The 25647-nt window shown below is 42.4% G+C and carries 22 protein-coding genes; 1 reads left to right on the top strand and 21 read right to left on the bottom strand.

Annotated elements, in window-relative coordinates; genetic code table 11:
• Positions 1–1164 carry a glycosyltransferase gene (locus tag I5907_RS13020; protein ID WP_196991254.1) on the bottom strand — a complete coding sequence of 388 codons (1164 nt, stop codon included), beginning with the start codon at positions 1162–1164 and terminating at the stop codon, positions 1–3.
• Positions 1165–1179: 15 nt separating this feature from the next.
• Between I5907_RS13020 and I5907_RS13015 the strand changes: the two genes are divergently transcribed.
• The gene (locus tag I5907_RS13015) at positions 1180–1341 is read left to right on the top strand and encodes a hypothetical protein (protein WP_196991253.1); all 162 of its coding nucleotides are present in this window, start codon (positions 1180–1182) and stop codon (positions 1339–1341) included.
• A gap of 69 nt (positions 1342–1410) precedes the next feature.
• Here I5907_RS13015 and I5907_RS13010 read toward each other — a convergent pair whose 3' ends face one another.
• The 20 genes from I5907_RS13010 to I5907_RS12915 form a co-directional block, all read right to left on the bottom strand.
• Positions 1411–2748 carry a glycosyltransferase family 2 protein gene (locus I5907_RS13010; protein ID WP_196991252.1) on the bottom strand — a complete coding sequence of 446 codons (1338 nt, stop codon included), beginning with the start codon at positions 2746–2748 and terminating at the stop codon, positions 1411–1413.
• A gap of 9 nt (positions 2749–2757) precedes the next feature.
• Positions 2758–5184 (bottom strand): glycosyltransferase family 4 protein, encoded by a 2427-nt coding sequence (locus I5907_RS13005; protein ID WP_196991251.1) that lies wholly within the window; start codon positions 5182–5184, stop codon positions 2758–2760.
• Positions 5185–5339: 155 nt separating this feature from the next.
• A complete protein-coding gene (gene asnB / locus I5907_RS13000; RefSeq protein ID WP_196991250.1) occupies positions 5340–7178 on the bottom strand; it encodes an asparagine synthase (glutamine-hydrolyzing) in 1839 nt (612 codons plus the stop codon).
• 6 nt (positions 7179–7184) lie between these two features.
• Positions 7185–8393 carry a glycosyltransferase family 4 protein gene (locus I5907_RS12995; RefSeq protein WP_346266796.1) on the bottom strand — a complete coding sequence of 403 codons (1209 nt, stop codon included), beginning with the start codon at positions 8391–8393 and terminating at the stop codon, positions 7185–7187.
• 159 nt (positions 8394–8552) lie between these two features.
• Positions 8553–9947 (bottom strand): hypothetical protein, encoded by a 1395-nt coding sequence (locus tag I5907_RS12990; RefSeq protein WP_196991248.1) that lies wholly within the window; start codon positions 9945–9947, stop codon positions 8553–8555.
• Positions 9940–10878 carry a glycosyltransferase family 2 protein gene (locus I5907_RS12985; protein ID WP_196991247.1) on the bottom strand — a complete coding sequence of 313 codons (939 nt, stop codon included), beginning with the start codon at positions 10876–10878 and terminating at the stop codon, positions 9940–9942. The genes I5907_RS12990 and I5907_RS12985 overlap by 8 nt, the downstream gene beginning before the upstream one ends.
• Positions 10879–11091: 213 nt before the next feature.
• Positions 11092–12060, bottom strand: coding sequence for an alpha-1,2-fucosyltransferase (locus tag I5907_RS12980; RefSeq protein ID WP_196991246.1), 969 nt, complete (start codon positions 12058–12060; stop codon positions 11092–11094).
• Positions 11994–12809 (bottom strand): glycosyltransferase family 2 protein, encoded by an 816-nt coding sequence (locus I5907_RS12975; RefSeq protein WP_196991245.1) that lies wholly within the window; start codon positions 12807–12809, stop codon positions 11994–11996. The genes I5907_RS12980 and I5907_RS12975 overlap by 67 nt, the downstream gene beginning before the upstream one ends.
• 2 nt (positions 12810–12811) lie before the next feature.
• Positions 12812–13750 carry a glycosyltransferase family 2 protein gene (locus I5907_RS12970; protein WP_196991244.1) on the bottom strand — a complete coding sequence of 313 codons (939 nt, stop codon included), beginning with the start codon at positions 13748–13750 and terminating at the stop codon, positions 12812–12814.
• A 119-nt stretch (positions 13751–13869) separates the two neighbouring features.
• Positions 13870–14982 carry a glycosyltransferase WbsX family protein gene (locus I5907_RS12965; RefSeq protein WP_196991243.1) on the bottom strand — a complete coding sequence of 371 codons (1113 nt, stop codon included), beginning with the start codon at positions 14980–14982 and terminating at the stop codon, positions 13870–13872.
• Positions 14983–15024: 42 nt separating this feature from the next.
• Positions 15025–16224 carry a glycosyltransferase WbsX family protein gene (locus I5907_RS12960; protein WP_196991242.1) on the bottom strand — a complete coding sequence of 400 codons (1200 nt, stop codon included), beginning with the start codon at positions 16222–16224 and terminating at the stop codon, positions 15025–15027.
• 6 nt (positions 16225–16230) lie between these two features.
• Complete coding sequence (locus I5907_RS12955) at positions 16231–17070, bottom strand: sulfotransferase (RefSeq protein ID WP_196991241.1); 840 nt, start codon at positions 17068–17070, stop codon at positions 16231–16233.
• On the bottom strand, positions 17067–18347 hold the full coding sequence (locus I5907_RS12950; RefSeq protein ID WP_196991240.1) for an ABC transporter ATP-binding protein: 1281 nt from the start codon (positions 18345–18347) through the stop codon (positions 17067–17069). The genes I5907_RS12955 and I5907_RS12950 overlap by 4 nt, the downstream gene beginning before the upstream one ends.
• Before the next feature lie 170 nt (positions 18348–18517).
• Positions 18518–19381 (bottom strand): ABC transporter permease, encoded by an 864-nt coding sequence (locus I5907_RS12945; RefSeq protein ID WP_196991239.1) that lies wholly within the window; start codon positions 19379–19381, stop codon positions 18518–18520.
• A gap of 6 nt (positions 19382–19387) precedes the next feature.
• On the bottom strand, positions 19388–20284 hold the full coding sequence (locus I5907_RS12940) for an FkbM family methyltransferase (RefSeq protein ID WP_196991238.1): 897 nt from the start codon (positions 20282–20284) through the stop codon (positions 19388–19390).
• Positions 20285–20312: 28 nt separating this feature from the next.
• Positions 20313–21383 (bottom strand): glycosyltransferase family 4 protein, encoded by a 1071-nt coding sequence (locus I5907_RS12935; protein ID WP_196991237.1) that lies wholly within the window; start codon positions 21381–21383, stop codon positions 20313–20315.
• A 7-nt stretch (positions 21384–21390) separates the two neighbouring features.
• Entirely contained in the window at positions 21391–22587 is a 1197-nt protein-coding gene (locus I5907_RS12930) for a glycosyltransferase family 4 protein (protein ID WP_196991236.1), read from the bottom strand.
• Positions 22588–23409: a glycosyltransferase family 2 protein gene (locus tag I5907_RS12925; protein ID WP_196991235.1), complete on the bottom strand. Its 822-nt coding sequence runs from the start codon at positions 23407–23409 to the stop codon at positions 22588–22590.
• Between the two features lie 208 nt (positions 23410–23617).
• Positions 23618–24736, bottom strand: a complete 1119-nt coding sequence (gene neuC, locus I5907_RS12920) for a UDP-N-acetylglucosamine 2-epimerase (RefSeq protein ID WP_196991234.1) — start codon at positions 24734–24736, stop codon at positions 23618–23620.
• A gap of 4 nt (positions 24737–24740) precedes the next feature.
• Positions 24741–25637 (bottom strand): FkbM family methyltransferase, encoded by an 897-nt coding sequence (locus tag I5907_RS12915; protein ID WP_196991233.1) that lies wholly within the window; start codon positions 25635–25637, stop codon positions 24741–24743.
• Positions 25638–25647: the final 10 nt, after the last annotated feature.

Here is a 25647-nt window from a genome sequence, read left to right as displayed (position 1 = left end):
TTATGCATTTATTTGTTTAATAAAAGTATCGGCCCAATGTTCCAGCGTATGTTCCTTAACGAAATTACGGCCGTTGTTTATTATACCGGCAAATGTTTCCTGCTGGCTGAGCAGGTTTTTGATAAGTAAATAAAGTGCATCTTTATCCTGCACATCGAAAATAAACCCGTGCTTTCCATTGCCCGTCATTTCACCGCTTAGCGCTGTTTTGCTCAATACAGGAATAACCCCATGAAACATGGCTTCAATCGGCACTTTACCAAAACCCTCCACCAGTGTGGGCTGCACAAGAAAATCGGCCTTACGGTACAAAGTTCTTAATTGTTCATACGTTTTCTTACCTGCAAGAAAAACATAGTTACCAAGATTGTGTTGTTGTATAAAAGCTTCGTACCGGCTTTTCAGGTACCCATCACCAACAATATACCACTCAAACGAAAAGTCTTCTTCGGCCAGGCGCCTGCTGGTATCCAGGATGTACTGCTGGTTTTTATTGGGCACAAGTGCACCTACCGTAATAAAAACAGGCTTCGATATACCGGCCTTTGTGTAACGTTCCATCCTTTCTTTTACCTGCACAGTTTCCTCCATCCATTCTGCTTCGTTGTAAGATGGGCTAATGCCTTTATGTAAATGGTTTACCGCTGGTTTTTCATTTACATATATAGAAACGGGGGCATGAAAGAAATTTTTGAGCAACCATTTTTGAAAGCGGTATGTAGGCGGTTCACCTTTATAATTGGCCCAGGTACCCGTATATGTTGCAAACCATTTTTTCTTTTTTGCTTTAAAATAAAAGAAAGCCGGTATGCTTAAGTTATTGGGCATACGCAGGTATACAATGTCACTTTGCTCATACGCTTTTTTAAAAGCCTTAAGCCATGCAGGAATAATTTTTACGATACCAAGCTTGGCCTTTATGGAGCTGCCACCAACATTTGCCAGTGGTACAAAACGAATGGTTGGTAAAGTATAGCGTGATATTACAAAGCTCTCTTTCAATGGCACAAAAGGACAAACAATTACTGTTCTTTCAAACCTTGATGCAAGCTCCTGTATCTGCCTGCAAAAAATATGGTTTTCTGTAGATGGTGTACCGTCTTTGTCAAACACATGTATGCAATCTGAAATAATTGCAAGTGATCTGTATTTATTACCTGTCAAAATAAAAAAGATAAGATGATGTTACCGGCAACAGAACATGTGGCATCGCCTGTTGCCACGCTCGGTTCGGGGTCCAGTTTTTATGGCGGCTGCAGCGTTCCGGTTATACAATCGCACTATAAGTGGCGCATTAGTGCTGTTGTAAAGAACAAGGCAAGGTTGCACCTTGCTGAATAATGCGTTGCAGTACAAGTGTGCGACGCAACGGCAGTTCTATAGTAGCAACAATGCCCGGCCAATAAAAAACTACTGCAAAATTTCCGGCGAGTAACCCGCTGTAAGCATTTGCCCTGCAATGGAACGGGCCCGCAGATACTGGATGTATAATACCGGCGATTTTAACACCGACAGCAGCACACTTAATAACAACATTTTGCTGCTGCCTTTTTGTTTATACGACACATTTGATAAAATGATGCCAAGCAACGCAGCCTGTGTGTAATATGGCCGGGGCAAATACATTTTAAAGAAATACAATACGCTTGGTACAGGCTTTGGCGCAAACCATTTTTTTGGACGAAAACCGTCCCAACTGCCCATTTCACGCAAACCGCCTTCGCTTACTTTTAAGTGTATTCTTGCAGCTTTATGGTTCGATATGCTTTTGATACCATGCATGTACACACGAAATCCAAACTCTCCATCGCCCATGCGCTGACCATTGAACTGCTCATTGAACAAACCCGCTTTTTTAAACACCGATCTTTTTACAAGTGCATTTCCGGAATCGAACTGTGTGGCCCAGCGAAAGTAATTGTAACTATCAGAAATTTTTTGACCAACCACCGCCAGTGAAACACCGGCACTTACATCTGCTTTAAAAAAATCTACACATTTCATGTGTTCTGTTATCCAGTCTTGTTCAACCCTCGAGTCATCGTCAAAAAACAACAACCATTCGGCTCTTGTACTTTTAACAGCATTGTTTCTTGCTGTCCACAGTGCCCGTTCCTCCTGCCTTAATAACTTTATATTTAAGCTGAATTGTTTGTAAAAAGATTCGTTGTAGGGAGATGACTGGTCTACAATGATCACCTCGAAATTTTTGTAATCCTGCTTTTCCAGATCGTGCAAAACATCTTCCAGGTAAGTGTACCTGTTTAATGTTGGAATAATTACAGCGACAAGCGGCTGTGCTTTTACAAGCGTTGAACAGAATGTTTCATATGCCGGGTAGGTTATGGCGCTGCCATAAATACTGGCTTTTTTGGTATTGCGCGTTGCATAAAATGCCTGTAACTCTTTAAAAGGGTTTTTGAAAGAAACCAGCCTGCACAAGAGTGCATATGTTGCCCAAACATTGCCCCAGTATTTACGAAGAAAAGTATATTCGTCTGCCAGGCTTATTGGTGGCATCTGTTTAACAGCGGCAGCATTTTCTTTTGTAGATATCATCAGCAAGCCCTGGTTGCAGCTGCTAAAGCCAGCATCTGTAAGCTGTGCCTGCGCTGTTGCAAATTGCTTGTCAACATTGAGCGTTGCGGAATCAGACAGCAGCGGATAGCACGATGGAAATTCATTTGCCTTTGCAGGAATTAAGTGGAAAGGCCATGTTGGTTGCGTGTACCGTATAAATTGAAACATAAAGCCAGTCTATTTCATTAAGCCATAATAGGCTTCTTCAAAAACATCAATGTATCGTTTTGTATCAAATCTTTCCACGGCGGTTTTACGTGCATTTGCTGAAAGATTGTTTCTCAGCTCGTTGTTTGTGCACAACTTGTACAATGCTTCGCTCATTGCAGCAGTATCGTAGTTTTTGCAAAGCAGGCCATCGTAGTTATTGGTCACCGCCTCCTGCATGCCGCCTGTGTCAGACGATACCACTGCTACTTCCATAGCCATCGCTTCGAGCACGGCGTTGGCTAGTCCTTCGCTTACACTGGGCAAAAAATAAATATCGCATGCTTCGTAACAGCGCTTTATTTCTTCCCTGGTACGTTTGCCAAGCATCTCTATGTTATCTGAAAGTCCCAATGCGTGAATATGAAGTGTGAGCTCTTCCATTTCAGGTCCATCGCCAATGATTTTCCATACAAAGGAGCCAAACCTTTCCTTTAGCGATGCAACTGCCAGCATGCCGACCAGGAAACCTTTTTGAAAGACCAGCCTGCCAACGGAAAGTATGGTTATTATATCATCGTTCTTTTTTACACTGCTGCGTGTAAAGAATTGTGTATCGATTGCAGGACGGTTGACGAAAATTTTTTGTTGCGGTGCACCATAACCCTGCATCACATGTTTCATTGCATTGGACACACAGTGAATCTTATCAGTTTCGGCAAAAAGAAATGCAAGATTTTTCAGGCGTTGTTTTTCCGAAACAAGTTTTACATTTTCTGCGGTGCCACGGCAACTGATCACTTTTCTACCTTTCAACAACCTGATGATGGGCAGGTACCCCAGGGCGATACTTGAATAACCAAAATGATAGATATCGCAATTACTGTTGTTGAGTTTGGCAACACAAAGGTTCTCGAACAGGCGCCTGCGAATGATTTTTGGTACAAAGTGTATACTGCGGATGGCAGTAACAGGCTGGGACAGGCATGTGATCAACAGCTTTAAAAAACTGCTGTTGAAATCGAGTGATGTAATAGTAAGATTCGAAAACTGGTCCAGGTGGTAAGAAGAAAGGTTATTTACCTCGGTAGAATCTCTTGAACTAAATACAATTACTTCGTGGCCACGCTGACAAAGACCGCTCACTTTTGTAAGAAAAAATGTTTCACTTAAAACAGGAAAGGACGGCAAAATGATGCCGATGCGCAACACATCTTTTGCTTGCTTATGCACTGTTTTTGCAGGTTGATGTTGATCATCAACCGTAATTGTACCCTGATCAACCGGCGGCCTGTTTAACAGCCTTGCATATTGCTGCAGGAAAACCCCGGTTTGAATATCAAGTGTAAACCTGCTCAAAATTGTTTGCCTTGCTGCTGCAGCCATTTGCGCAGCAGCAAGGCTGTCGGTCAACAGCAATTGAAGTGCCGCAGCCATTTGGTGATAATCGTACACATCTGCCAGCAGGCCGTTAAAACCATGCTGAATAACTTCTTCCATACCACCGCTACGCGTGGAAAGCACGGGCAGTTCCATGCTCATTGCTTCGAGCGCCACATTGGCCACACCTTCGTAAACGCTGGGTAAAAAATATACATCTGCTTCAGACATCAACTGCTTTACTTCGGCTGCGCTTTTGGAGCCTACAAGCTGTACAACATTTGAGATACCCAACTGGTGAATAGTATAAACCAGTTGTTCATAATCCGGGCCGGTGCCAATCAGTACCCATTTAAAATTCAATTGCGGTGCATTCTGCTGTAGCTGTGCTATAGCCTGTAAGCCTGTTAAAAATCCTTTTTGAAAAGTGAAGCGGCCTACGCTTAGTATAATTCGCTGTGCGTCCGGTTGCCTGTCTTTTGCAAATGCAGCATGAAAAAAATCAGGGTCTATGCTGGGGTAATTAATGAACAGTTTTGATTCATCATTACAGTAAGACAATACCGTACGGCGCATATCTTCCGAAACACAATGAACAGCATCTACCCTGTTTACAAGCTTACGGAAAAGTCCTTTTCGTTCTTCCTGGACGAGTAGTTTTACTTTTTCGGCTGAACCGCGACAACTAACGACCTTTTTACAAGCAAGATTTTCTATCTCGTACAGGTAATCAACACCAATACCCGAGAATTCAAAATGAATGATATCAGGCTCCAGCTTTTTGATAGTGTGCAAACGGTATTGCCTGAAAATATGCTGCTTGTAATTTTTTACGTTGAGAACGGCCTTTATAAAAAGTAACGGTTTGAAAATAATAAAAGGCAGGGCTTTCAGTTTGGAGATTTTTACCACTTCTACCCTGTTGTTGTCTTTGAACAACTGGGCAAAAAGTTTTTCATTGTGCTTTACACATAGAACCGCAATACTAACGCCCTTGGCTGTCAGGCGTTTTACCTTGTTCGAAATAAAGGTTTCGGTTAAAGACGGGAATGTATCAACAACGATTATTAACCTCATGTATTAACAGGTGTAATGCTGAATATGCTTTATAAGAAACGCTTATACTTTCCAATCACCGCTAAGGTCTTCGCGTTTGCTCCCTAACGATCTGACGGCTGAAGTGTGCGACGCAACAGGCGATGCCACATGCACCATAGCCGGGCTCATAATTATCACTTTTTGTACCATGTGGAATACCAGTTAACCAATGCGTAAACTGTCCATAACATCCACCCGGCATTTGCTTTACGACCCTGGTGCTGCCTGACGAGCTTTTCCATGGCGTTCATATCGAAATATACGGACAGTGCCGCCGGCATTTGCAATATGGCATCGGTAATTGCTTTGCCTTCGTTGCTGCGCAAAATTTCGTCCATGGGAATAGTAAAACCTTTTTTTGGCAAAAACGCATAGTCACCTGCCTTTTGAGCGAGTAAACTTTTCAGGTTGAACTTACCCTGCTCCTGCTTTATGCAATCAGTATACTTAAGCGTTTCACTAAAATCGAGCATGGAATTAGCCAACATAGGCACACGAACTTCCAGGCTGTGATACATACTTGCACGATCTACTTTTAATAAAATACGTTGCAGGTGCAGGTCAATCTCGAGCCGGCGAACAAGGTTCATTGCAGAGGTATTGCTATAAAACTGATCTTTTTCTTCTTCAACAATTTTATCGAAGAAAAAAGCAGGAGCGGCTGTGCCTTTGTATATTTCAGGTATCCACTTTATTGCGCCGCTTACAAAAAGTGAGGAATAATAATAACCTGCCAGTGAGCGATATGACCAATGCCTGTTAACGTCTGTTTTGGCAGGCTTCAGCATTTTTGCAAAAAGCAAATGTGCTTTTTTCTGCATACCGCTTTTATTATACAGATCAATGTAATCAAGCGTTTTGCGGTTGCGCGGATAACCCCAGAATAATTCATCGCCACCATCTCCGCTTAAGGCTACGGTAACTTTTTCCTTTGCAAATGATGACAGTAACAATGTAGGTAATGATGAGTAATCGGCAAACGGTTCTGTAAAGGCTTTAAAGTGATCTTTGATCAGTGTAACGAAAACATTGTTGTCAAAAAACTTTACCGCATGTTTTGTTTTAAAGGTATTGGCAAAAAACTGTGCGGTTGCCGTTTCGTCTTCTTTTGCGTCTTTTATACCAATGGTAAATGACTGCACTTCATGTAACCGGTTTGCGTAAGAAGTAACCAGTGTACTGTCTACACCACCAGACATAAATGTACCTACGGGAACATCGGCAACCATCTGGCTTTGTACTGCTTTGCTTAATACCTGCTCCGTATCTGTATCTGTCTTTACACGGTTGAAGCCATAGCGGTAATAACACTGCATTGTGCTTCCTGATTGCGTAATAGTATAATAATACCCGTGAGGCAACATCAACGTGTGTTGCAGGATGCCTGTGTTTTCCGGAACATAGCCAAGATTGAGATACGCACCAAGGGCATCTTCATTAATACTGTTGCCGGCAAACAATGGGTGACTTATGATGTGATCATACTGGGAACTATAAATCACCGCATCATGGTGCGTGGCGACATAAAGCGGCTTTATACCCAGCCTGTCCCTGGCCAATACAAGTTTATGCTCTGCTACGTCAAAAAAAGCAAATGCAAAAATGCCATCCGCCACTTTGAGCGTGGTTTCTATACCCAAATGGCACAAGGCATACAGCAACACTTCAGTGTCTGTTGTTGATTTGTATTGCACACCAAAAGGTGCCAGTAACTGTCTTATATAGTCAGTATTGTAGATCTCGCCATTGAAACTTATGCAAAACTGCTGATCTGAGGTAAGCATCGGCTGATTACCATTTGCACTCAGGTCTCTTATGGCAAGCCTTGCAAAACCGGCATGATAGTTCATGTTATTGGTCCAGTATCCATTTGCATCAGGACCACGGTGGTGCATTGACTGCAAACAGGTATGGATGAATTCTTTTTGCCCTTCAGCCCTTGTAAAATAATACGCGCCGACTATTCCACACATAAATTTTTAATCCTTATTTCGTTTACTGCCAAGACAATCTTCATACAACGACAGCAATACCTGTTGCTGCTGCGCTGGATCAAAATCCTCCTGCAACCTTTGTGTATTGATAACTGGTTTATGACCATTCACCAGTACATCTGTTAATGCTTTTGCAAGATGGTCTGCATCAGTTACCGGCAGTGCGATACCGCCGTACTTTTTCACAAGCTCTCCTGAACCGCCGGTGGCCGAAGCTATAACAGGTTTGTTACTTAGCAGTGCTTCCAGTATAACAAGGCCCTGCGGCTCAGGCTTTACAGAACAATGCACCACAACGTCTGATGCCTGGATAATGGCCGGTACATCATTTCGGTTGCCGGTGAAAATTACGGTACCTGATAACTTATATTTTTCTATCTCTGCCTGCAACTGCTGCTGGTAATTAAGCGACCCTATACCTTCTTCCGCTGAGCCTACCATGAGCACTTTAAAACTGCCGAGGGTATGTTTGATTTTATTGACTGACGCTATTAAAACATGCTGGCCTTTCCAGGGAATGATTCTGCCAATACAGGTAACCAGTTTTTCTTTTTCTGCAATATTGTATGCAGCCCGTATATTGCTCGTATTGTAGCGCTGCTTGTATTTGGCTTTATCTACAAAGTCGTGCAGTACAATGTTACGGCTGTCAGCACCATAAAATTTGTTGAAGTGCTGTGCAACAGCGTTTGTAATATCAATTCTTGCATATACTTTTTTCATCAACCGTTTGTCTGCAAAAAGATGTACGCGATCATTGCCATAATTGCTGAGTGATCGCTCATGCACCAACTGTTTTGCACCTGCTTTAACTGCAGCCCTTATAGCGTCGCGGTTGAGAAATATCTCATTGTTATGGTGAACGATTGCAGGCTTCTCGGTTTTTAATATGTGCATTATTTTAGTACGCACCTTTCTATTGCTTTTGAAATAATCTTTGGCGGTATAAAACTGCTGCAACATAAAATTGATGGCAGCATACTTTGTAAAGCGATGTACCGGTTGCTGCAATGATTCATCGAGATAAATGACCCGGCAACAACTTTCCAGTAAAAGGTTGTAGGTATTGCGGTGATAACACAGTACCACAGGCTCTATTGTTTGTGGTAACTGCCTTAGCAACTCGTACAATGCCACCAGCGAGCCACCACCGGCGGGAACCTGTATATATAAAATCCTGATGCGCTGCTGCACACTCAATCAAAAAAAATTATTCATGAATCTACATTATAAGATGCCTTGAAGCTTCTACGCTGATTGTGCCTGCAGTGCTGCATATTTATACTACCGTACAAGAGTGCGACGCAACAGGTGATGAGCAATGTTTCCACTGCCCGGCCCATTACAAAAAAACTATGCCACCAAAGCCTGTTTGATGATGGATGCAACACGTGCTGTACTGCGGCCATCGGTATAGGTTATGATGCTTTGCAGTATTGCTGCATTTTTGTGTGTATAGGCAGCGGGGTTTTGCAGCGCTGCAATGATGTGTGCAATAAGTTCACCGGCAGACCTTGCAAGCATTAAGCCGCCTGTTTGCATAACGGGTACAAAATGTTCCTGCCAGTACATTTGTTCGAGCAGGTTGCTGGCCTTCCTGGTGTGCTGGTATGCGGGCCCGATCTGTGGCTTATTATAAGCACTGCCATCGACCGTCATCGTGGAACAAAGGTTGATATGCACATGCGTATATGCCAGCGTTGAACAAAGTTTTTTTATATCTGCCTCTGTGATGTTTGCATAACCCAGGTTTTTACTGCCCGTCCATGATGCATCAAAAACAACATGTGGTGAGTTGCCCAGTGCAGACTTCCATCTTTCAATATTATCGATGGGGTGACACCGGAAAAGAATAACCGTATTTTGTATGCGGCCATCTGCTATTGCTGTGGCAATTGTTTTTAAATATTCCGGCTCCTGCGGAAACAATGCCTGCGGGCCGCCTGCATACAGGATGATATTTTTGTTTGTGTTGCCAAGACCTGTCATTATTTTCCAGTCTTCCTCAGGCATAAGATGCCGCTCGTTGAAATAAAAATCAAACTGTGGTGCGCCTGCCACATGCACCTGCCTGTCTTTAACCTGCGGGTATATGCCAAGCAATTGTGCCTTGTTTTCCTGGTTCCAAACAATATAGGTATGATAGTTTACCGGTATCCATCCACGCTTGGTAATATTATCAAAAGAAAGAATGGCGGTGATCATTTTGAGGCCGGCGGCTTCGCAGGCCCGCAGCAATACATCTTCCTGCCGGTGAAAAGGCGTAACGGTAAACACCGCATCTGCATGCAGTTCCAATACCTGTTGCTTTATTCGAAGATAGTTTTCATCTTCCTGCAGCAAACGTTGTTCTTTAGTAAAAACACCGGCGGTATACAACGGGTTATAAAACTTAGCAATGTTGTACCATTTACGGCTGTTGCGCAGCAACTTTGATTTGAAGGAAAGGTATTGATCGAGATAGTTTTGCTGGTTTTTTTTATACTTTCCACGAAGGCGGAAATGATCGAACCAGAAGTCTATTCTGCGGCGTATATCGATGTAGGCCGCACTTCTGGCGGGTTCTTCTATTACATGTACCTCAAAATTATCGGCCTGTAATTCTGCCATAAGATCTGCCTGCTGCCAGGTGAGTATAATTACCGGCTCACAAAAATCTCTTAACATATACAACAAACCGGTACGATATAAATAACGGATAGAAAAGCTATATGAGATCGTAACAATGACCCTTTGTTTGCTATCCATTGTTCACCATCCTGTTAAGTGTTTTCATATAAATCCTAGGCGGTATTTTATAATAGCCGCGTTTTAACAGGTATGGCACCAGTTCATGTAAATAAGCTGATTTTCCTGCATCGAGTGCTTTGAGATACTGGCTTATTTTTTTTCGTAAAAAAGTTTTTACACTATTATGCCCTTTTATGTAGTGCAGTGCCTGCAGGTTAGACAGTATTCTGTCGCGGTAATAACGTTCACTGTTATTTTTTCTCCATTGATCATATACTGCAGACTGCTTTTTAACCCTGTATAAAATGCACGGATAATCGCAATAGCAGGCCTTAAAACAGGCAAACATGCGCAGCCAGAAATTGTAGTCTTCATACAACACACGTTCGTCATACAAACCCGTTACTGCATAAGCAGACATACGTATGAGCGATGTTGGTGTTGCAAAACCTACACGCTGATGCACGTAGTCTTCGAGTATATCACCTTCGCAAACCTGGTGCTGGCTATTGTAATTGCCATGCATTGTACCTTCTTCATCAATCATGTTGGCAAATGCATAACAAACGCCATAGTCATCTCCTTTTGCTTCCATTAATGCAACCTGCCGCTCGATTTTTTCCGGCAGCATAATGTCGTCTGTTGCAAACAAGGAAATGTATTTCCCTTTTGCAAGCTGCACAAATTCATTCGATGTTTTGGTAATGCCCTTATTATACTCATGTTGTATGTAAGTACAACGCACATTATGCTTCTTTATCCACGCTTCAATAATTTGCGGACACGCATCTGCGGAGCAATCATCTATAATGACTAGTTCGATATGCGGGTATGTTTGCTGCAAAACAGAATCCAGGGCAGCTTCTATGTACATTGAATAGTTGTACGATGAAACTGCTACTGTAACCAGCGGCAAGGCTGAATGTATTTTACCCGTTCTGAAATCCATTGTAATAATCAGGTTGCCGGCTATTGTTTTTCATGGCATCGGCTGTTGTGTCACTCACTTGTGCTGAAGCAACTATAAGCAGCTTTTCGAAGCTGCTGTTAACTACTGCTGCTGCTTTCGGGTTGCCAAATTTTTCGAGCAACGCGGTCATTGGCTTCTCATCATTGCTATTCTTATCCCGATATAATGAAAAACTTTTTATATAAATGTTTTTTAAAAAAAGCTTTCAACACCCTCTGCAACTTTGAAATCACTTAAGCCAGGTATCTTTTCTTTGTCTCTTATTACATACAAAGGCGTATTACCATAAAAACTGGCCCACATAGTAAAAGTACTGGGCGGCCCTAAAATGTAATCGCACGCAGCCAGTAAATAGAGATCAACAACTGGCGGTCTTTCTGCTGTTAGCAATGCTATTCCTCTATAGGCTTCCTTATTTACCTGCTCATTCGAGCATACGATAAAACCGCATGTTTTGTTTTTGGCCGCAAAAATTTTCCGTGTCTCTTCAAGCTTTGCTGCAAAAACAGCGTCTTCGTAATACCACCTTCCATCAAAAAAATCTTTATAATCACCTCTTCTCAGGTGCACGCCTACTACTACATCAAATTGCTGTTTTGCTTCTTCAATGCACTTCCCTACCTCTTGCAGGTATACTTCTTTGGGTTTGAAAATAGTCCTTAAGGCAGCAGCATGTTTACGTAATAATCCTGTATTCCGGTAGTTCCAGCCTTTTGCAAAAACTACCTGGCGTTTTACGAGCTTTACAAACTCCGGATCGTTCATATCAAATTCCGTATATTTCTTGTCATGCGTATCACGGATAGAATGAAAGTTAAAAATGCTGATCTTTCCATTGCCCTTTTTCGACCTGCGGCGGAGCACATTAACGCCGCGCTGAAAAAATGAAGCCGCTGTTTTGTGGCCATTATACACTGTACTAATTCTTCCTGATGGAAAGCTATTTTTATCTGTAGCCTCAAAAAGATGTAGATACTCTTCAAAACAAGGGTTGATGAGTCTGTAATGATGTTCATTAGCATGTGCAATAAAATAGGCAAACTGGAATATCCTGTTTGCCAATTGTCCTGCTTTATAATCTACTATCAGCAAAGCTATGTTGATGTAATTTTTTTCCTGAATCTCGAAACAAAAAAACGAAAGGGGTTTTGCTGCGCCCATTTCCAGTTTTTATGTACACTTCTATAACCATTGTATAAGGCGATAGGATCTGTAAAAAAGCGTTCGTAAAGTGTTGCGTGTTTATTGTATATATAACGCTGTAGCCGTACACTTTTTTCAGTAGTTATTTTCGTTGTTCTGGATTCTTCTTTTCTGCGCCAGTAAAACACGGCGTCATTTGCTCTTACTGCTTTACCGCCATCTTTCAATAAGTTGATCCAGAATTCCCAGTCTTCAATGCCATCCAGCATTTGCTCATCGTAACCGCCTATGCTTTCCCAGTCTGCTTTTTTAAACATACCACAGGGATGTATACAGTTTGAAAGCAATAACTCGTCAAAACTATATTCAGGCAGTATCCAGGGGCCGTTAACGGCCCCAAATTTTTCTGCAGCGCCATAAACCACTTTTATACCTGCAGCAGAACCAAGTTTTGTAAAACATGCTGCAATATAACCGGCAGAAATTTTATCATCAGCATCGAGTGGTAATATGTATGCAGCCCTTGCTTTACTTATCCCGAAATTACGTGCCGCAGATACACCTGCGTTGGTTGTATCAAAAAAGGTAATACGCTTGTCTTTTTGTGTATACAGATTCGCGACAGATGCAACATTGTCCGGAGAACCATCACTGATAATAAGACACTCCCAGTCTTCAAAAGTTTGAGCCAGCAAAGCATCCAGTGCTTCAGGCAGCCAGGTGGCCTGGTTATACGCCGGCATTATAACAGAAACCTGTGGAAGCATTGCTATTGCTGGTATACCGCTTTACGTGTGTACAATAATAGTAGTTTAGCCAAAACATTACCGGGTAAAACATTGCTCAACAAACTGAATAACTTCCTGTCTTTACCTGATGGAAAAAGCCTGATGATTTTTTTTATATCCTTTGTTTCAATCACAGGCCTGCACCGCTGTACACACTTTCTCATCCACATAATAAGGGCGTTATTCCTGGACGCCTTGAGTGATTCATCTTTTACATCTACATCTTTTACTATTTCCACTACGTTTATAATAGATTTCTTCCTTGAGACCTGCGGGTTGATCGTTTGCCTGTAAGTTGCCAGCTTGCCTGATGATGCAGCAAGTACAAAGCCTGCCTGCAACATACGCAGCCACAGGTCATAATCTTCTACATACTGTACCGCAACAGATTCATTAAAACCTTTTATCTTTTCCAGTGCCGTTTTTTTAACCATTACCGTAAGCACAGGCGCAAGATTATCTTTTAAGAATGCCAGCAACCCTTCATCATTTTTGTACTGCCCATCCTGTACGTGCCAGGTATCTCTTATCTTGTTTCCATGCTCGTCTATTACATCTACATCTGCAAACACAAGGTCTGCACCGGAATGATTTATAAATGAGAGTTGTGTTTCAAGTTTAACTGGCTTCCATAAATCGTCTGCATCGAGAAATGCCACCAATGTTCCTTTCGCTTTTGCAATACCCTGATTACGTGCTTTTGCCTGTTTACCATTTTCCTGGTAGATGTAGTTTACCCTTTCATCCTGTGCCGCAAATTTTTTGGCGATTGATGCTGTATTGTCTGAAGAGCCATCATCCACGATAATCAATTCCCAATTGCCATATGTTTGCTGCAATACGCTTTCTATTGCCTGGCTGATATATTTTTCCGCGTTGTATGCAGGCATAATAACAGATATTAACGGGGTAGCTGACATTGTTTGTGTATGTTAACAACGGTGTTAGTACGGATCGCTGCAGTTGCATATAGCTTACAAAGTACAAGTGTGCGACGCAACAGGCGATGCCATAGAAAACCATCGCCGGGCTCATAACGCTACAAACTGTCCAGCACACGTTTCACACTCTCGAGGTACGCATAACCATGCGTACGGTCAGGTTCCAGGTAATTACCTTCTGCCCATTCGTTCCACGATTTTACAAACACAAGCTGCCGCTGTGGAGGCAGGTGTTGCACTTTTTCAATGCCTTTGAGCAGGTGTTTTTCGAAAAGTGCCGGCGTACTGTTCTGAAAAACAAGTCCGCCATTGCCTGCCCTTGGTGTATTATCCCAGTTGGGAATTACGCAGGGATAATAGTCAAAATCGAAGGTCTGTGTTGTGATCAACTGGTCGATTATTGCAGCGTATTCAACAACTGCAGGCCTGTTGAATGGTGAAAAAATTTCTTTGCCGGTGATCTTTTCGATGATCTGTTGCGTGCGTTTGATTGCATAACGCGGCCGCTTGAATTTGGATTGGTTGCGGTATCTGATCTGTGCCATCTCTGAACCAATAACAGCATCAAAGCCATACTCATGCGGGTTCCAGTCGAATGGCACACGGCTGCCAACGAGGTACAAACCGGGTAGCCCTTCTTTTATGGCCAGCGCATTGAACTGCGCGGCAAATGCTTTTGCATCGGGCAGGTTCAATGGCATATATACATTGAACAAAGGTTTACCGTCAACCTTTATATAACGGTCATCTTTAAATGCCTCGAGCAGGTAATAAAAATGTGCTTCAATATCTTTTGTGCCGGGGTAAGTTTGTTCGATGAGCATCTGACCGGTAAACTCGCCAAACCAAACGCCTTTCCAGCTTTCATTGGCCCAGCATAAACAAAAAGGCAGATCCGGGCTTTTAGCATGCAACATATCCTGGTATGGTCTTTCGAGGAGTTTTTTTCCATCGCCAAACCAGTAATGGTAATACATAAAACCTTCAATGCCATAACGCTTAGCCATTTGCGCCTGTGCTTCTCTTACTTCGGGAACGCGTAAATCGTAATAGCCCAGGTCTGCGGGGTAATGTGGCTGATGATGACCACGATAAAGCGGTTTTGCTTTTGTAACGTTTGTCCACTCAGTAAAACCTTTGCCCCACCATTTATCATTCTCCGGTATTGGATGATACTGCGGAAGGTAGTATGCTATAAGTCTTGGATGCATTTATAAAAAATGAAAAGTATTTGTATGTGGGCTGTAGTGCTACTATTGAGCTGTGGTTGTGTCACTCACTTGTGCGGCTGGTTCTTTATTCGGCAAGTGTGCGGCCTCGTCGAGTGCCTCTTTGGTTGCCTGCAGGTATTGGTGCCCCCATTTCAGGCAAGGTTCCAGGTGGTTACCCTCGGCCCATTCGTTCCATGCATTGATAAAAACAAAATTTTCTTCCCTGCTGTATGGTTTAAATTTTTTTATTGTACTCAATAACCAGGCTTTATATGCAGCCGGTGTTGAATTATAAAAAATGATCGGATCTTTCTTTCTCCTGGCGCTATTGTCCCAGCCGGGGCTTACGCAGGGATAAAACCTGTATGAAGGCAATGCTGAACGTTTCAGGTAAGCAACATAGCGTTCATAATTGATAAGGTTTGGTTTCAATACACGGTTCCTGTATCCTTCATATGCTGAAACAGAAATTTTTTTGACTACCCTTTTGTAAAAATGATCCCGGTATTTAAACAGGGTATTCTTTCTCTTTTCATCTGCGAGCCATCCTTTAAACAAGCGAAGCTGGTTGCCCAGCGGCTGAAAGTCAACTGCAGCATCAAAGCCGGCTTCCAGCATTGCTTCGCCATGGTAGTCGTAGCTTTCGAACCTGCATATGTACAATTGCAAGCCCTCTTTTGCAGCTTCCTCTCTCCAGATACTGATCGTTCGTTTCATATCTGGCAGCAGTGCAGACCGATAGATAGCGAATACCGGTTTGTTGTCAACTTTTATATACCGCGTGTCTTTAAAGTAAGGCAACAAAGCTTTTATATGGGTTCTGTCATCTTCATCTGAATAGTGTTGTGGCATAAGCACTTCTTTCTCGCTGCCATCCCAGGTACGTGTCCAGTTTTCATTGGCCCAGCAAAGCATAAACGGAAAATCCGGTTTACCAGAAGCTAATATTTCTTCTACAGGTCTTTGCAACAGCCGCCTGCCATTGAACCAGTAATGATAGTAGCAAAAGCCGTAAATACCATACTGCTGCGCAAGTTGCGCCTGCGCTTCCCTTACCTCTGCAAGCCTGAGGTCATAAAACCCAAGGTCTGCCGGAAGATGTGGCTGGTAATGATCTTTGAACAGCGGCTTTGCTTTCGCAACATTTGTCCATTCAGTAAATCCTTTACCCCACCATTGATCATTTTCAGGAATGGGATGAAACTGCGGCAGGAAAATCGCTATGGGTCTTATATTGTGCAAAGATTATTACTGATTTTTTTCACGCTCAAAGCTGTAGGTTTCCAACTCCTTCATCAATGCATTCGCTTTTTGAATCAGCGATTTATCGCTGATATATGGCTCTAGTTCTATTAATTTACTTATGAGACCCGGCTTGTAAACTTTACCGTAATCATAATATTCGAGATCGAAACCCCAATCGTTTTTCAATACTCCAACTACGTCTTCTGCATTTTTTAATAACATCTTATAGTTGATGAGTACATAATTATCCGGTGGTTCTTTTTTGATAAAATCAAGAATCGCTTCATTGTAGCCAATCCAAACCCTGAGGTATTTTTCTGATAATAACTCGTAATATTTATAGAACATTTTTTCTTTCCGAAAACGCCACAAAAACTGCATCACTTTATTTACACGACGCACATAATGATAATCCATTTGCAAGAAATCTCTTTTAACAAGAGAACTTACCACCGGTGCAAAATCTCTCAGGATAACAATGTACCGGGCGTTTGGAAGTGCTTCCTGGTAGTAAGGAATAAACAGGCAGGTTCTGGGGTCTTTAAAGCCCCATTGTTCATATACTCTGCTTTTGAAAACCGTGGTCATCTTCAGTTTCTCCAGATGGTAACGGCTTGTAATTTTTACGGGCTTTTCTATAAGACCTGTAGAAGGTTCGTTGTGTGCTTTCAATATGTCCTCATGCAGCTTTACAAAATCCCAGTCCTCATAATGGCCTTCTGTATTGCTGATACCTTCTTCCACTAAAGAATCGCCCACATTAAGACCGCATTTATTCAGCCAGTTCGTTACCAGCGAAGTTCCTGAACGATGCATACCCAGTATAATCAACACCTTACTCATTGTATGTTCCAGTTGTGCATTACAAACATTCCTTTTCTGATAGCCGGTATTTTCCCGGTGCCGAAAAAGTCACCGTCTACAACATTTAGTTCCTGTACAGCTTCCATTTCATCGAGCAGGCCACTCTCCTGTGATTGGACAGTGAGATTAAAATTATATGTACCACCAAATAAGGGCAGCCTGGGAATACTGCATACCAGTCTGCCGGACTTATTGATCTCTGCAATAAGATCTGAAGAATGCGCATTATTTAAAATGAACAAAATTTCTTCTTCTGCGTCTGTAACCTGTATGCGAAACCAAACTGACTTTGCCGGCTGATTGCCTGTAAATATATAATCGATGGCAATATTCATTTCATCGCCGCTTTTAAAATTACCTGTTTCCTGCATTTTACTGTTCAGCAGTGTAAAACCAACGCATTTAACCATACCGTTGCCGTTTCTATCTGTGCGCTCCGCCACGGAGGTCGTTTGCTGCAATTGCTTATTGTGCAGGTAATGATTTACTGCATCGTCTGTATTACCCATATAAATATTCCGGCCAAATTGCATAACCATTGCCTGCGTACACAACCTTTGTACCGCCGGCATATTGTGACTTACAAACAAAACAGTTCTGCCGTCTTTCTCACTTACATCTTTCATTTTGCCAAGACATTTCTTCTGAAATTCGGCGTCACCCACAGCGAGTACTTCGTCTACAATAAGTATCTCGGGCTCGAGGTGTGCGGCAACGGCGAAGGCAAGCCGTACATACATACCGCTGCTGTAGCGCTTTACGGGCGTATCAATATATCTCTCCACCCCGGCGAAGTCAACGATCTCGTCGAATTTGGCATGTATTTCTTTTCTCGTCATGCCAAGTATGGCGCCATTGAGAAAGATATTGTCGCGGCCGGTAAGATCGGGATGAAAACCGGTGCCTACTTCGAGCAAAGAAGCTATGCGACCTTTTACTTTGATAGCACCCGTGGTTGGTGCTGTAACTTTTGAAAGTATTTTCAACAATGTTGATTTGCCTGCACCATTGCGGCCAATGATGCCCAATACTTCTCCCTGCTTTACAGAAAAATTAATATCCTGTAAAGCCCATACAAATTCACTGGCTCCTTTTCTGCTGCGGTCGTTCGTTTCACCTATTTTAAGATAGGGATCTTCTTTACCACGAATGGCATACCACCAGCGGTTTACATCCTGTGTTAAACTTTTTCTTCCTACCTGCCCAAGCCTGTATTGCTTTGAAACGGCTGAAACTTCTATAACTGTTGAGGACATGTTTGTTTGTTCTTCGTGACTAACTGTAAGCCTGGCTGATGTTCCGGACGTTTCTGATTACATGCGCTGATGCACCCGGAGCAGTTGCCTGTTGTGATGCTGTACAAGAGTGCGACGCAACAGTTGATGCCATAAAACACAAATGCCCGGCTCATCATATTCATGTATTCTTACACTGTATCCATAAAGGTTTTTTCCACCTTGCTGAATATAACCATACCTGCAAATAATGTAACGACCGTAAAAATGCAACTATAGCTAAAAAGCGTTTCATCAAAAGAACCTTTGCCTAATACTGCATACCGGAACGTCTCCACCAATGGTGACAATGGATTGGCAAGTATGAGCTTCTTATAAGATGAATTTTCTACGAATGACATGGGATATGCAACGGGTGTAACATACATTAGCAGACTTACCCCAAATGATACAAGCACTGTTAAATCTCTGTACTTGGTTGTTAACGATGATATGATGATGCCCAGGCCCAGGCCCAGCGCTGCCATTACAATTAATACGACGGGCAATAATAACGTGTGCATGCCAATACTAATCTTATAATTATCAGTAACGGCAAACCAAAGCATTACAACTATTAAAATACCCAGCTGTATACCAAATTTGATAAGATTGGAAAGAACTATTGAAATGGGCGTAACAAGCCTTGGAAAATATACTTTACCGAAGATGGCTGCATTGGCAACAAACGTGTTTGATGTGGCGGTAAGGCAGGAGGAAAAGTATGTCCATATTGCAATACCGCATAAATAGAATATCGCAGGTGGTGTATCGCCTGTTTTTATACCTGCTATTTTATTGAATACAATGAAGAACATAAAAGCCGTGAGCACCGGCTGTATTACGTGCCATACGGGTCCCAGTATTGTTTGCCTGTATTGAGCAGCCATATCGCGCTTTACAAACAACACGATTAAATCGCGGTAACGCCATACTTCATGCAGCCGAAGGTCGAACAGTTTACTGCCCGGTGTTATTATCTCTGTCCAGTTACTGTCAGTTACAACTTTACTCATTGCATATTACTTTTTATAGGCGTAAACCATACCTATATGTTTTTCATATTCATCTACTGAATGCACGTGATAACCGCAGGACACCAGCAGCCCAACAATTTCTTCGGGCCCGTTTAAATGCCACTCGATCATATAAACATCGAATGCAGTGATGCTGCCTGTTTGGTGCAGGCGCCGGAGAATTTCGTACTCTGCGCCTTCGCAGTCGATCTTGATTACTTTTTTGATCGTATTGTTATCGATCACCGGTTTTAAGGCTTCATACGCATCAGCAATCTGTAAGGTAGCCGTTTCTGTGGCACCAGCATTGCTTACATACTCTGCAACGCCGTGTATACCTGTACTTCCTTTTTCCTGCGCGGCATACTTTACTTCCAATGTACGTGCAGGAAAACCAAGCCCAACACCGTGTATTGTTATTTTTGAAGCTACCTCAGCATTCAGATGGTAATTGCGTTTAGCCGCAAGAATGGTTTTCTCAAAAGGTTCAAAAGCAACCACCTCTTTACAACGCTCCATACGGCTGAAGTAAAGACAGGTTGTACCAACGTTCATTCCAATATCTACAAGCATGAAATCTTCACTGCTGCTATAGTTGTAAGTACCTTTTACAAATACCTCGTAAATGATAAATATTTCGTCTGCAGCAGTAATGCTAAACCGCATGCCGAGAAAAGACAGCATGAGTGTACCATCTTTGTCGAATGCAATGGTAGCAGCAAGTTTATCCTGCAATGCCAGCAGCAGCTTATAATTTTTATAACAGAATGCATACTTTACCGGGTCAATTTGCAAACCATACGCGGCAAATATTTTTTGCTGCGCTTCCCCGGTATTTTCTGTACGCGGAACAAGTTTGTAACCCATTTTCCTGGCTACCTTCTGTAAAATACTATTGACCATTGTAGCGGGTTTTGATGCCGGCCGGCATTTATAAAAAACTTTTGTATAGTGCGATATGCTGTTTCGCAATTAGTGGCGCTGCAAACTGCTGCTCCATGAAAACTCTTGCTTCGCGGGACATAAAAGAAAGTCTTGCTTCATCATCGATTGTTTGAATGATATATTCCACGCAATCCTTCATGCCATTGTAGTAATATGCGTAATGACTGTTTGTGTATTCTTTCAGCGATGGCAGGTTTGTGGTAACAACAGGTACGCCGCATGCTGCCGCTTCCAGTATGGCATTGTTGGCTGTGGCGTCAGTTAACGGTAAGAAGAGCAATCGTGCATCGTTATACAAATCGCGCAGTGCTTCATTACTGATATGCTGATGCATGGTAACCTGCTGATACTTACACAGCCTGAAAACCGGATCTGTATTTACATCTGCTGAAGAACGATAAACAATATCCACTGCAATGGAAGCATCAATCTTTAACAGGGTTTCTATTGCTTCTGCAAAAAATGCAGTATCACGTAACCAGTTGCCTACAAAAAGGATTCTTTTTTTTCGCTGTGTAACAGGCTTCGAAAGAGTAAAAAAATCTGTACTTACACCATGACGTACCACATGCACGCGGCCGGGCAATGCAGTTTCGAAACAGGCGGCCTCTGCGTTGGACAATACAAACAATGCATCTAGCTGATCTAAAACAGTGGTTGGCTTATGCGTATACTTCCACCAGCTATATGGCTGATGCGCGGTTGCTACGAGCTTAAAACCGCCTGCTGTTTTACGATTGCCAAGAAAACCGTGGTTATCTTCAAGAAAAGTATTGTGAATAAGCTTTACGTTTTGCGCGTTGGCTATTTTAAATGCTTCCATCTCGGCCATATAGCTGAATGCATTGTAATACAAACCAGGTTTGTTTACCAGTTTTTTATCGGCGCGGCGTAGAAAAAACCTTCGTTTTATATCTGTTCTTCTTACTGCTCTTGTACGATGATGATCGGTAAAATGTAGGGTATCATCCTGCAGGTGATCTACAAAATTTTCATACCCGCTGTATTTACCAATGTGGCTGAGCGGATGACGTAATAATAGAATATTGGCCGGCAAAATCTTTTTAATGCTTTATTGTTTGTTGCAGGCTTACAACTTTTTGATAATAGTCTTCCACTGTATTCAGCACAGCGGATGCATAATAATCCTGCACCCGTTTACGGTTGTGCTGAGCCATTCTCGCTCTTTCGCCTGCATTATTCAGCAGACCAATAATAGCATGCGCAAGAGCCTTATGATCTTTTGCATCAACAATCTTTCCGCCATTTTCGCCTTCGAGCATTTCTTTCATTCCGCCTGCATCTGAAGCTACGACTGCCTTTGCTGCGCTCATAGCCTCGAGGCATACGTATGGAAAGTTTTCCCACACACTTGGAAAAACAAATAAGGTTACATCTTTCACTGCTTCGGGCATATCTTCCCGGTGTACAAAACCCGTAAACTGCAGTTGCGACAAAAAACCAGGCAATTGCTGCCGAATGTATGCTTCCATTGAACCATTGCCGCCCGGTGCATCTCCGCTGCTGCCTATAAATCTGAAAACAATACCGGGCTTTGCTTTCAACACCAGGGGTATAGCTCTTAAAAGAGAAAGTATGCCTTTGCGTACTTCAAGCCTGCCGGTAAACGCCACGATGTTGTTCCGCGCATCAGCTGCAGTTATGTTGTAAAAACCCGGCAAAGGCTGATAATAATTGGGCACTACATCTATATGCTTTATGCCCCATTCTTTGGATATAATGTCAGCCAAAGATCTTGAGGGGGAACAAACGGCGTCTGCTGCCGCAGCAAGCTGGTAATCTGCATCGCCGTTTTTATTATAACTGCTTCTCCCGATCAGTTGCTTTACTTTCTTTTTGAATGATACAGGCTTGTGTACATTGTTTAGCCTGTTAACAAGGTATAAAGGTGTATGAAGTTTTACAACCATTGGAATAGCTGGAAATGCCTTTCTTACCTGCAACCCTTCCGCACAATACTCGGGGCTCTCAATGATATCAAACCCGGTTATGGCATGTCGTTGTGCAAAAACTGCAACAATCCTTTCTGCAAAAATACTGCGCTTATCTGCTTTTACCCTATGTACGGTAACAAGCGCTTCGACAACAATATTCAGTTTGTCTTCTTCCCTGCTGCAACTAAACACTTCTACCGTATGGCCCCTTCCTGCCAGTGCTATTGATAACTGGTAAGTATATGTTCCGATACCGCCAAAACCGGTATCGGGTGGAAATTCGTAACTGATGAATGCTATCTTCATCTACCGGTTAAAGTGTTTTTTTCTCAGCTCGTTGATGGATTTATACACCGCGCTGTTTACCTGCAGTTGTGCATAAGACCGTCTAAACTCTTTGCCAATTCTTCGCAGCGTTACTGCTACCAGGCTTCCATTGAACTGCTGTTCTTTTTTGCCGGTAAGCAATTCTTTTGCTGCTGTTTCAATTGCCTGTCTTTTTATTTTCTGTTGCCGGCTGAGTGTGCGGTTATATGTATAGAAACAAGGCACATTATACAAGAGCTTATAACCCGCATTCAGTACATCAAGCGCCCACTTTTTATCTTCGCCCGCAAAAATTGTGGCATCAAAATGCACCTTTTCCCAGGCACTTTTTCTAACGGCTGCACAATGATTGATTGTAAGGTGCTGCCAATGTTCATTCAGCACATTTTTACCTGCTGCTATTTCCTGCGGGCCAAACTCAATCGCTGCTTCGGCACCGGCATTATCAGCCGCATTTATAAAACGCAAACCGGCTACCTGCACTTGTTCAAAATAAGCAGGCAGCGACTTAAGAAAATATTCATTCAGCAACAGAATGTGTGCACTTAATATTAACACATAAGCGCCCTGTGCATGCTGTATGCCGTAGTTTAATGCGTGGCCAAACGTAAACTCACTGCGCTTTAGTGAAATAACTTTACAATTGAAATCATTTGCTATCTCAACCGAATCATCATCAGACTCATTATCTACAACAATTACCTCGTATGCAAAATCTACCTGCTGCCGCTTAACGGAAAGCAATGTTCTTTTAAGTGCTGCTGCTTCGTTGAGGTTTCTTATAACGATTGATAGTAACAAAAAGAAAGATTATGTACCGGGCTGTTGAATATGTATGAAGCTTTTGTTGCGTCGCACACTTGTACGGCAGTAAATATTTCGGCAACACGATACTGCATACCGCGCCGGTTGCATATGCAGTATCGTGTTGCTGCACAGCGAACCAAACCCTGAAGAGTGCGACGCAACGATGTTACATGCATGTACTGCAGCCGGGCTCATAACAAAATTATCTGTCATAAAAACTTTTCTGCCTGGAGGTATGCCAGAACATTTCGCTGTTTAGTGTAACAAGAAATTTTTCTGCACTTTTTCCATCGCCAAACAAATGTTTCTTGCGTACTGTGTGGGTAAGTGCTTTGGTGATTGCCTGCTCAATATCCTGCCTGTTGTAAGAAGTGTTGATAAGATCAGGATCATTGCTTCGCCCGTTTTGTCTTGTACCAATGTTTATTGTGGGAATACCGTAGCATGGTGCCTCTCGTATGCCTGCACTGGAATTACCAACAATAAATCTTGCTTTCTTCAGCATACTCAGGAAATACTCGAACCTTGCAGATGGAAAAAGTTTGAAATGACTGTTGCCCTGCAAACGCATTAAGCGTGATAAAATAATATCTGAACCTTTGTCATTGTTGGGATAGATAGCAATATAGTTTAGCCCTGAAGCTTCCAATGCGCTTACATAATCTTCTGCATACTGATCAAGAATATCGATCTCTGTGGTAACAGGGTGGAACATGGCCACACCAAAATCGTCGAAGTGTATGTCGTAATAAGATTTTACTGCTTGCCAGGATGGAAGATGGCCTGAAAACATGACATCCATATCGGGAGAACCGATGGTGAAGATGCTGTCTTCTTTTTCACCCATCTGCATTAAACGTTTTCTTGCTTCCTCATTGGCAACAAAATGTGTATGGCTTAGCTTGGATACTGCATGGCGAATGAGCTCATCTACCGTTCCTGATAACTCGCCGCCCTCAATATGTGCGACGAGGATATTATTGAGCGCACCAACGGTTGCGCCGGCAAGTGCTTCAACCCTGTCTCCGTGTATAACAATGAGATCGGGTTTTATCAACCGTGTATAACCAGCAAAACCTTCGATGGTTCTCGATAGAGTGATGTCCATCATCGATTCACTGTCGTGGTTGATGAACTTATAAATATTGGCGTAACCACATTTTTCAATTTCATGAACGGTATAGCCATATTTGGCATCCATATGCATACCGGTGGCAAAAATATGTACCTCGTATAACCCTGACTGGATAAGGATTTCGATCAGCGATTTCAGTTTGCCAAAGTCTGCCCGTGTACCTGTAAGAAACACAATTTTTTTCATGTAGCTATGAGTGCGTAAGCGCCGCATTAACTTTGTCAATATTTTTTACGGCAAACAGGTTATTGTAAGGGTAAGAGTTTCTTTTGGGGTCGTGCAAAAGTTTGTTCTGCGCTTCATCAAATACATACCATTTGAAGCCCTGTTGTTCAATAATATCGTACAGGTCGCCAATGTTGTAGCCTGCAGCTTTGGAATTAGATTCTGTAAACTCCATCATCAAAATAATATCGTCGTGCGCATTGATTGTTTTAAGTGCACCTCTCACCACAGGAATTTCCCAACCTTCCACATCAATCTTTATAAAGCGGATTTTAGCCGTGTCAACATTATTACTTTCAACATAATGATCGAGCGTATTAACAGGTACTTCGATTGATTGCTGGCCTTCCTTTTCTTTTGCAAAACTGTTCCAGCCGTCTTTTCCGGCTTCGGCAATAAAAAGTTTTAAAAAGCCTTTGGCATCAGACAAACCTATATTTTCTGCCTGCACATTGCTGAAATTGTTTTCGGAAATGTTTTCTGTAAGTCTTTTATAAATGACAGGTGTAGGTTCAAAAGCGTAAACTTTTCCGTTTGCACCGGTGATCTGTGCCGCATACAAAGCGAAGAAACCCATGTTTGAGCCGATATCAAAAAAAGTATCGCCAGGCTTTAAAACCTTTTGCACAAAAGTGAGTTCGGCTTGTTCAAATCCGTTGTAAATGTATTTGGATAAGATGCTGTCTTTGTACAAACGCATTGCAGGACCACCGGCTGGCTGGTGAAGAAAATAATCTTTGCCTGCAAACAAATGATTCCATTTTGCAATGGCAATGGCATTGTTTCTTTTGTCTTTGTACAGCTTTAGCCTTCGCAAAAGAAAGTCTGCAACGCGAAGATCGAACGGTCTTTTGTTTGACATGATGGAGGTT

Source organism: Panacibacter microcysteis, from assembly GCF_015831355.1.
In the GTDB taxonomy this organism is placed as follows: Bacteria; Bacteroidota; Bacteroidia; order Chitinophagales; family Chitinophagaceae; genus Panacibacter; species Panacibacter microcysteis.
The sequence above is the reverse complement of the archived record's forward strand: the minus strand, read 5'-3'. Positions and strand labels throughout refer to the sequence as shown.

Excerpts from the sequence above, each read along its gene's own strand:
- I5907_RS12955 (WP_196991241.1), bottom strand. The coding sequence starts at position 17,070 with ATGAGTAAGGTGTTGATTATACTGGGTATGCATCGTTCAGGAACTTCG.
- I5907_RS12915 (WP_196991233.1), bottom strand. The coding sequence starts at position 25,637 with ATGTCAAACAAAAGACCGTTCGATCTTCGCGTTGCAGACTTTCTTTTG.
- I5907_RS12985 (WP_196991247.1), bottom strand. The coding sequence starts at position 10,878 with ATGGATTTCAGAACGGGTAAAATACATTCAGCCTTGCCGCTGGTTACA.
- I5907_RS12950 (WP_196991240.1), bottom strand. The coding sequence starts at position 18,347 with ATGTCCTCAACAGTTATAGAAGTTTCAGCCGTTTCAAAGCAATACAGG.
- I5907_RS12975 (WP_196991245.1), bottom strand. The coding sequence starts at position 12,809 with ATGCTTCCACAGGTTTCTGTTATAATGCCGGCGTATAACCAGGCCACC.
- neuC (WP_196991234.1), bottom strand. The coding sequence starts at position 24,736 with ATGAAAAAAATTGTGTTTCTTACAGGTACACGGGCAGACTTTGGCAAA.
- asnB (WP_196991250.1), bottom strand. The coding sequence starts at position 7,178 with ATGTGTGGAATAGTCGGCGCGTATTATTTTACAAGGGCTGAAGGGCAA.
- I5907_RS13005 (WP_196991251.1), bottom strand. The coding sequence starts at position 5,184 with ATGAGGTTAATAATCGTTGTTGATACATTCCCGTCTTTAACCGAAACC.
- I5907_RS12990 (WP_196991248.1), bottom strand. The coding sequence starts at position 9,947 with ATGGATAGCAAACAAAGGGTCATTGTTACGATCTCATATAGCTTTTCT.
- I5907_RS12930 (WP_196991236.1), bottom strand. The coding sequence starts at position 22,587 with ATGAAGATAGCATTCATCAGTTACGAATTTCCACCCGATACCGGTTTT.
- I5907_RS12940 (WP_196991238.1), bottom strand. The coding sequence starts at position 20,284 with ATGGTCAATAGTATTTTACAGAAGGTAGCCAGGAAAATGGGTTACAAA.
- I5907_RS12970 (WP_196991244.1), bottom strand. The coding sequence starts at position 13,750 with ATGTCAGCTACCCCGTTAATATCTGTTATTATGCCTGCATACAACGCG.
- I5907_RS12945 (WP_196991239.1), bottom strand. The coding sequence starts at position 19,381 with ATGAGTAAAGTTGTAACTGACAGTAACTGGACAGAGATAATAACACCG.
- I5907_RS13010 (WP_196991252.1), bottom strand. The coding sequence starts at position 2,748 with ATGTTTCAATTTATACGGTACACGCAACCAACATGGCCTTTCCACTTA.
- I5907_RS12965 (WP_196991243.1), bottom strand. The coding sequence starts at position 14,982 with ATGCATCCAAGACTTATAGCATACTACCTTCCGCAGTATCATCCAATA.
- I5907_RS13015 (WP_196991253.1), top strand. The coding sequence starts at position 1,180 with ATGATGTTACCGGCAACAGAACATGTGGCATCGCCTGTTGCCACGCTC.
- I5907_RS12980 (WP_196991246.1), bottom strand. The coding sequence starts at position 12,060 with ATGGGCGCAGCAAAACCCCTTTCGTTTTTTTGTTTCGAGATTCAGGAA.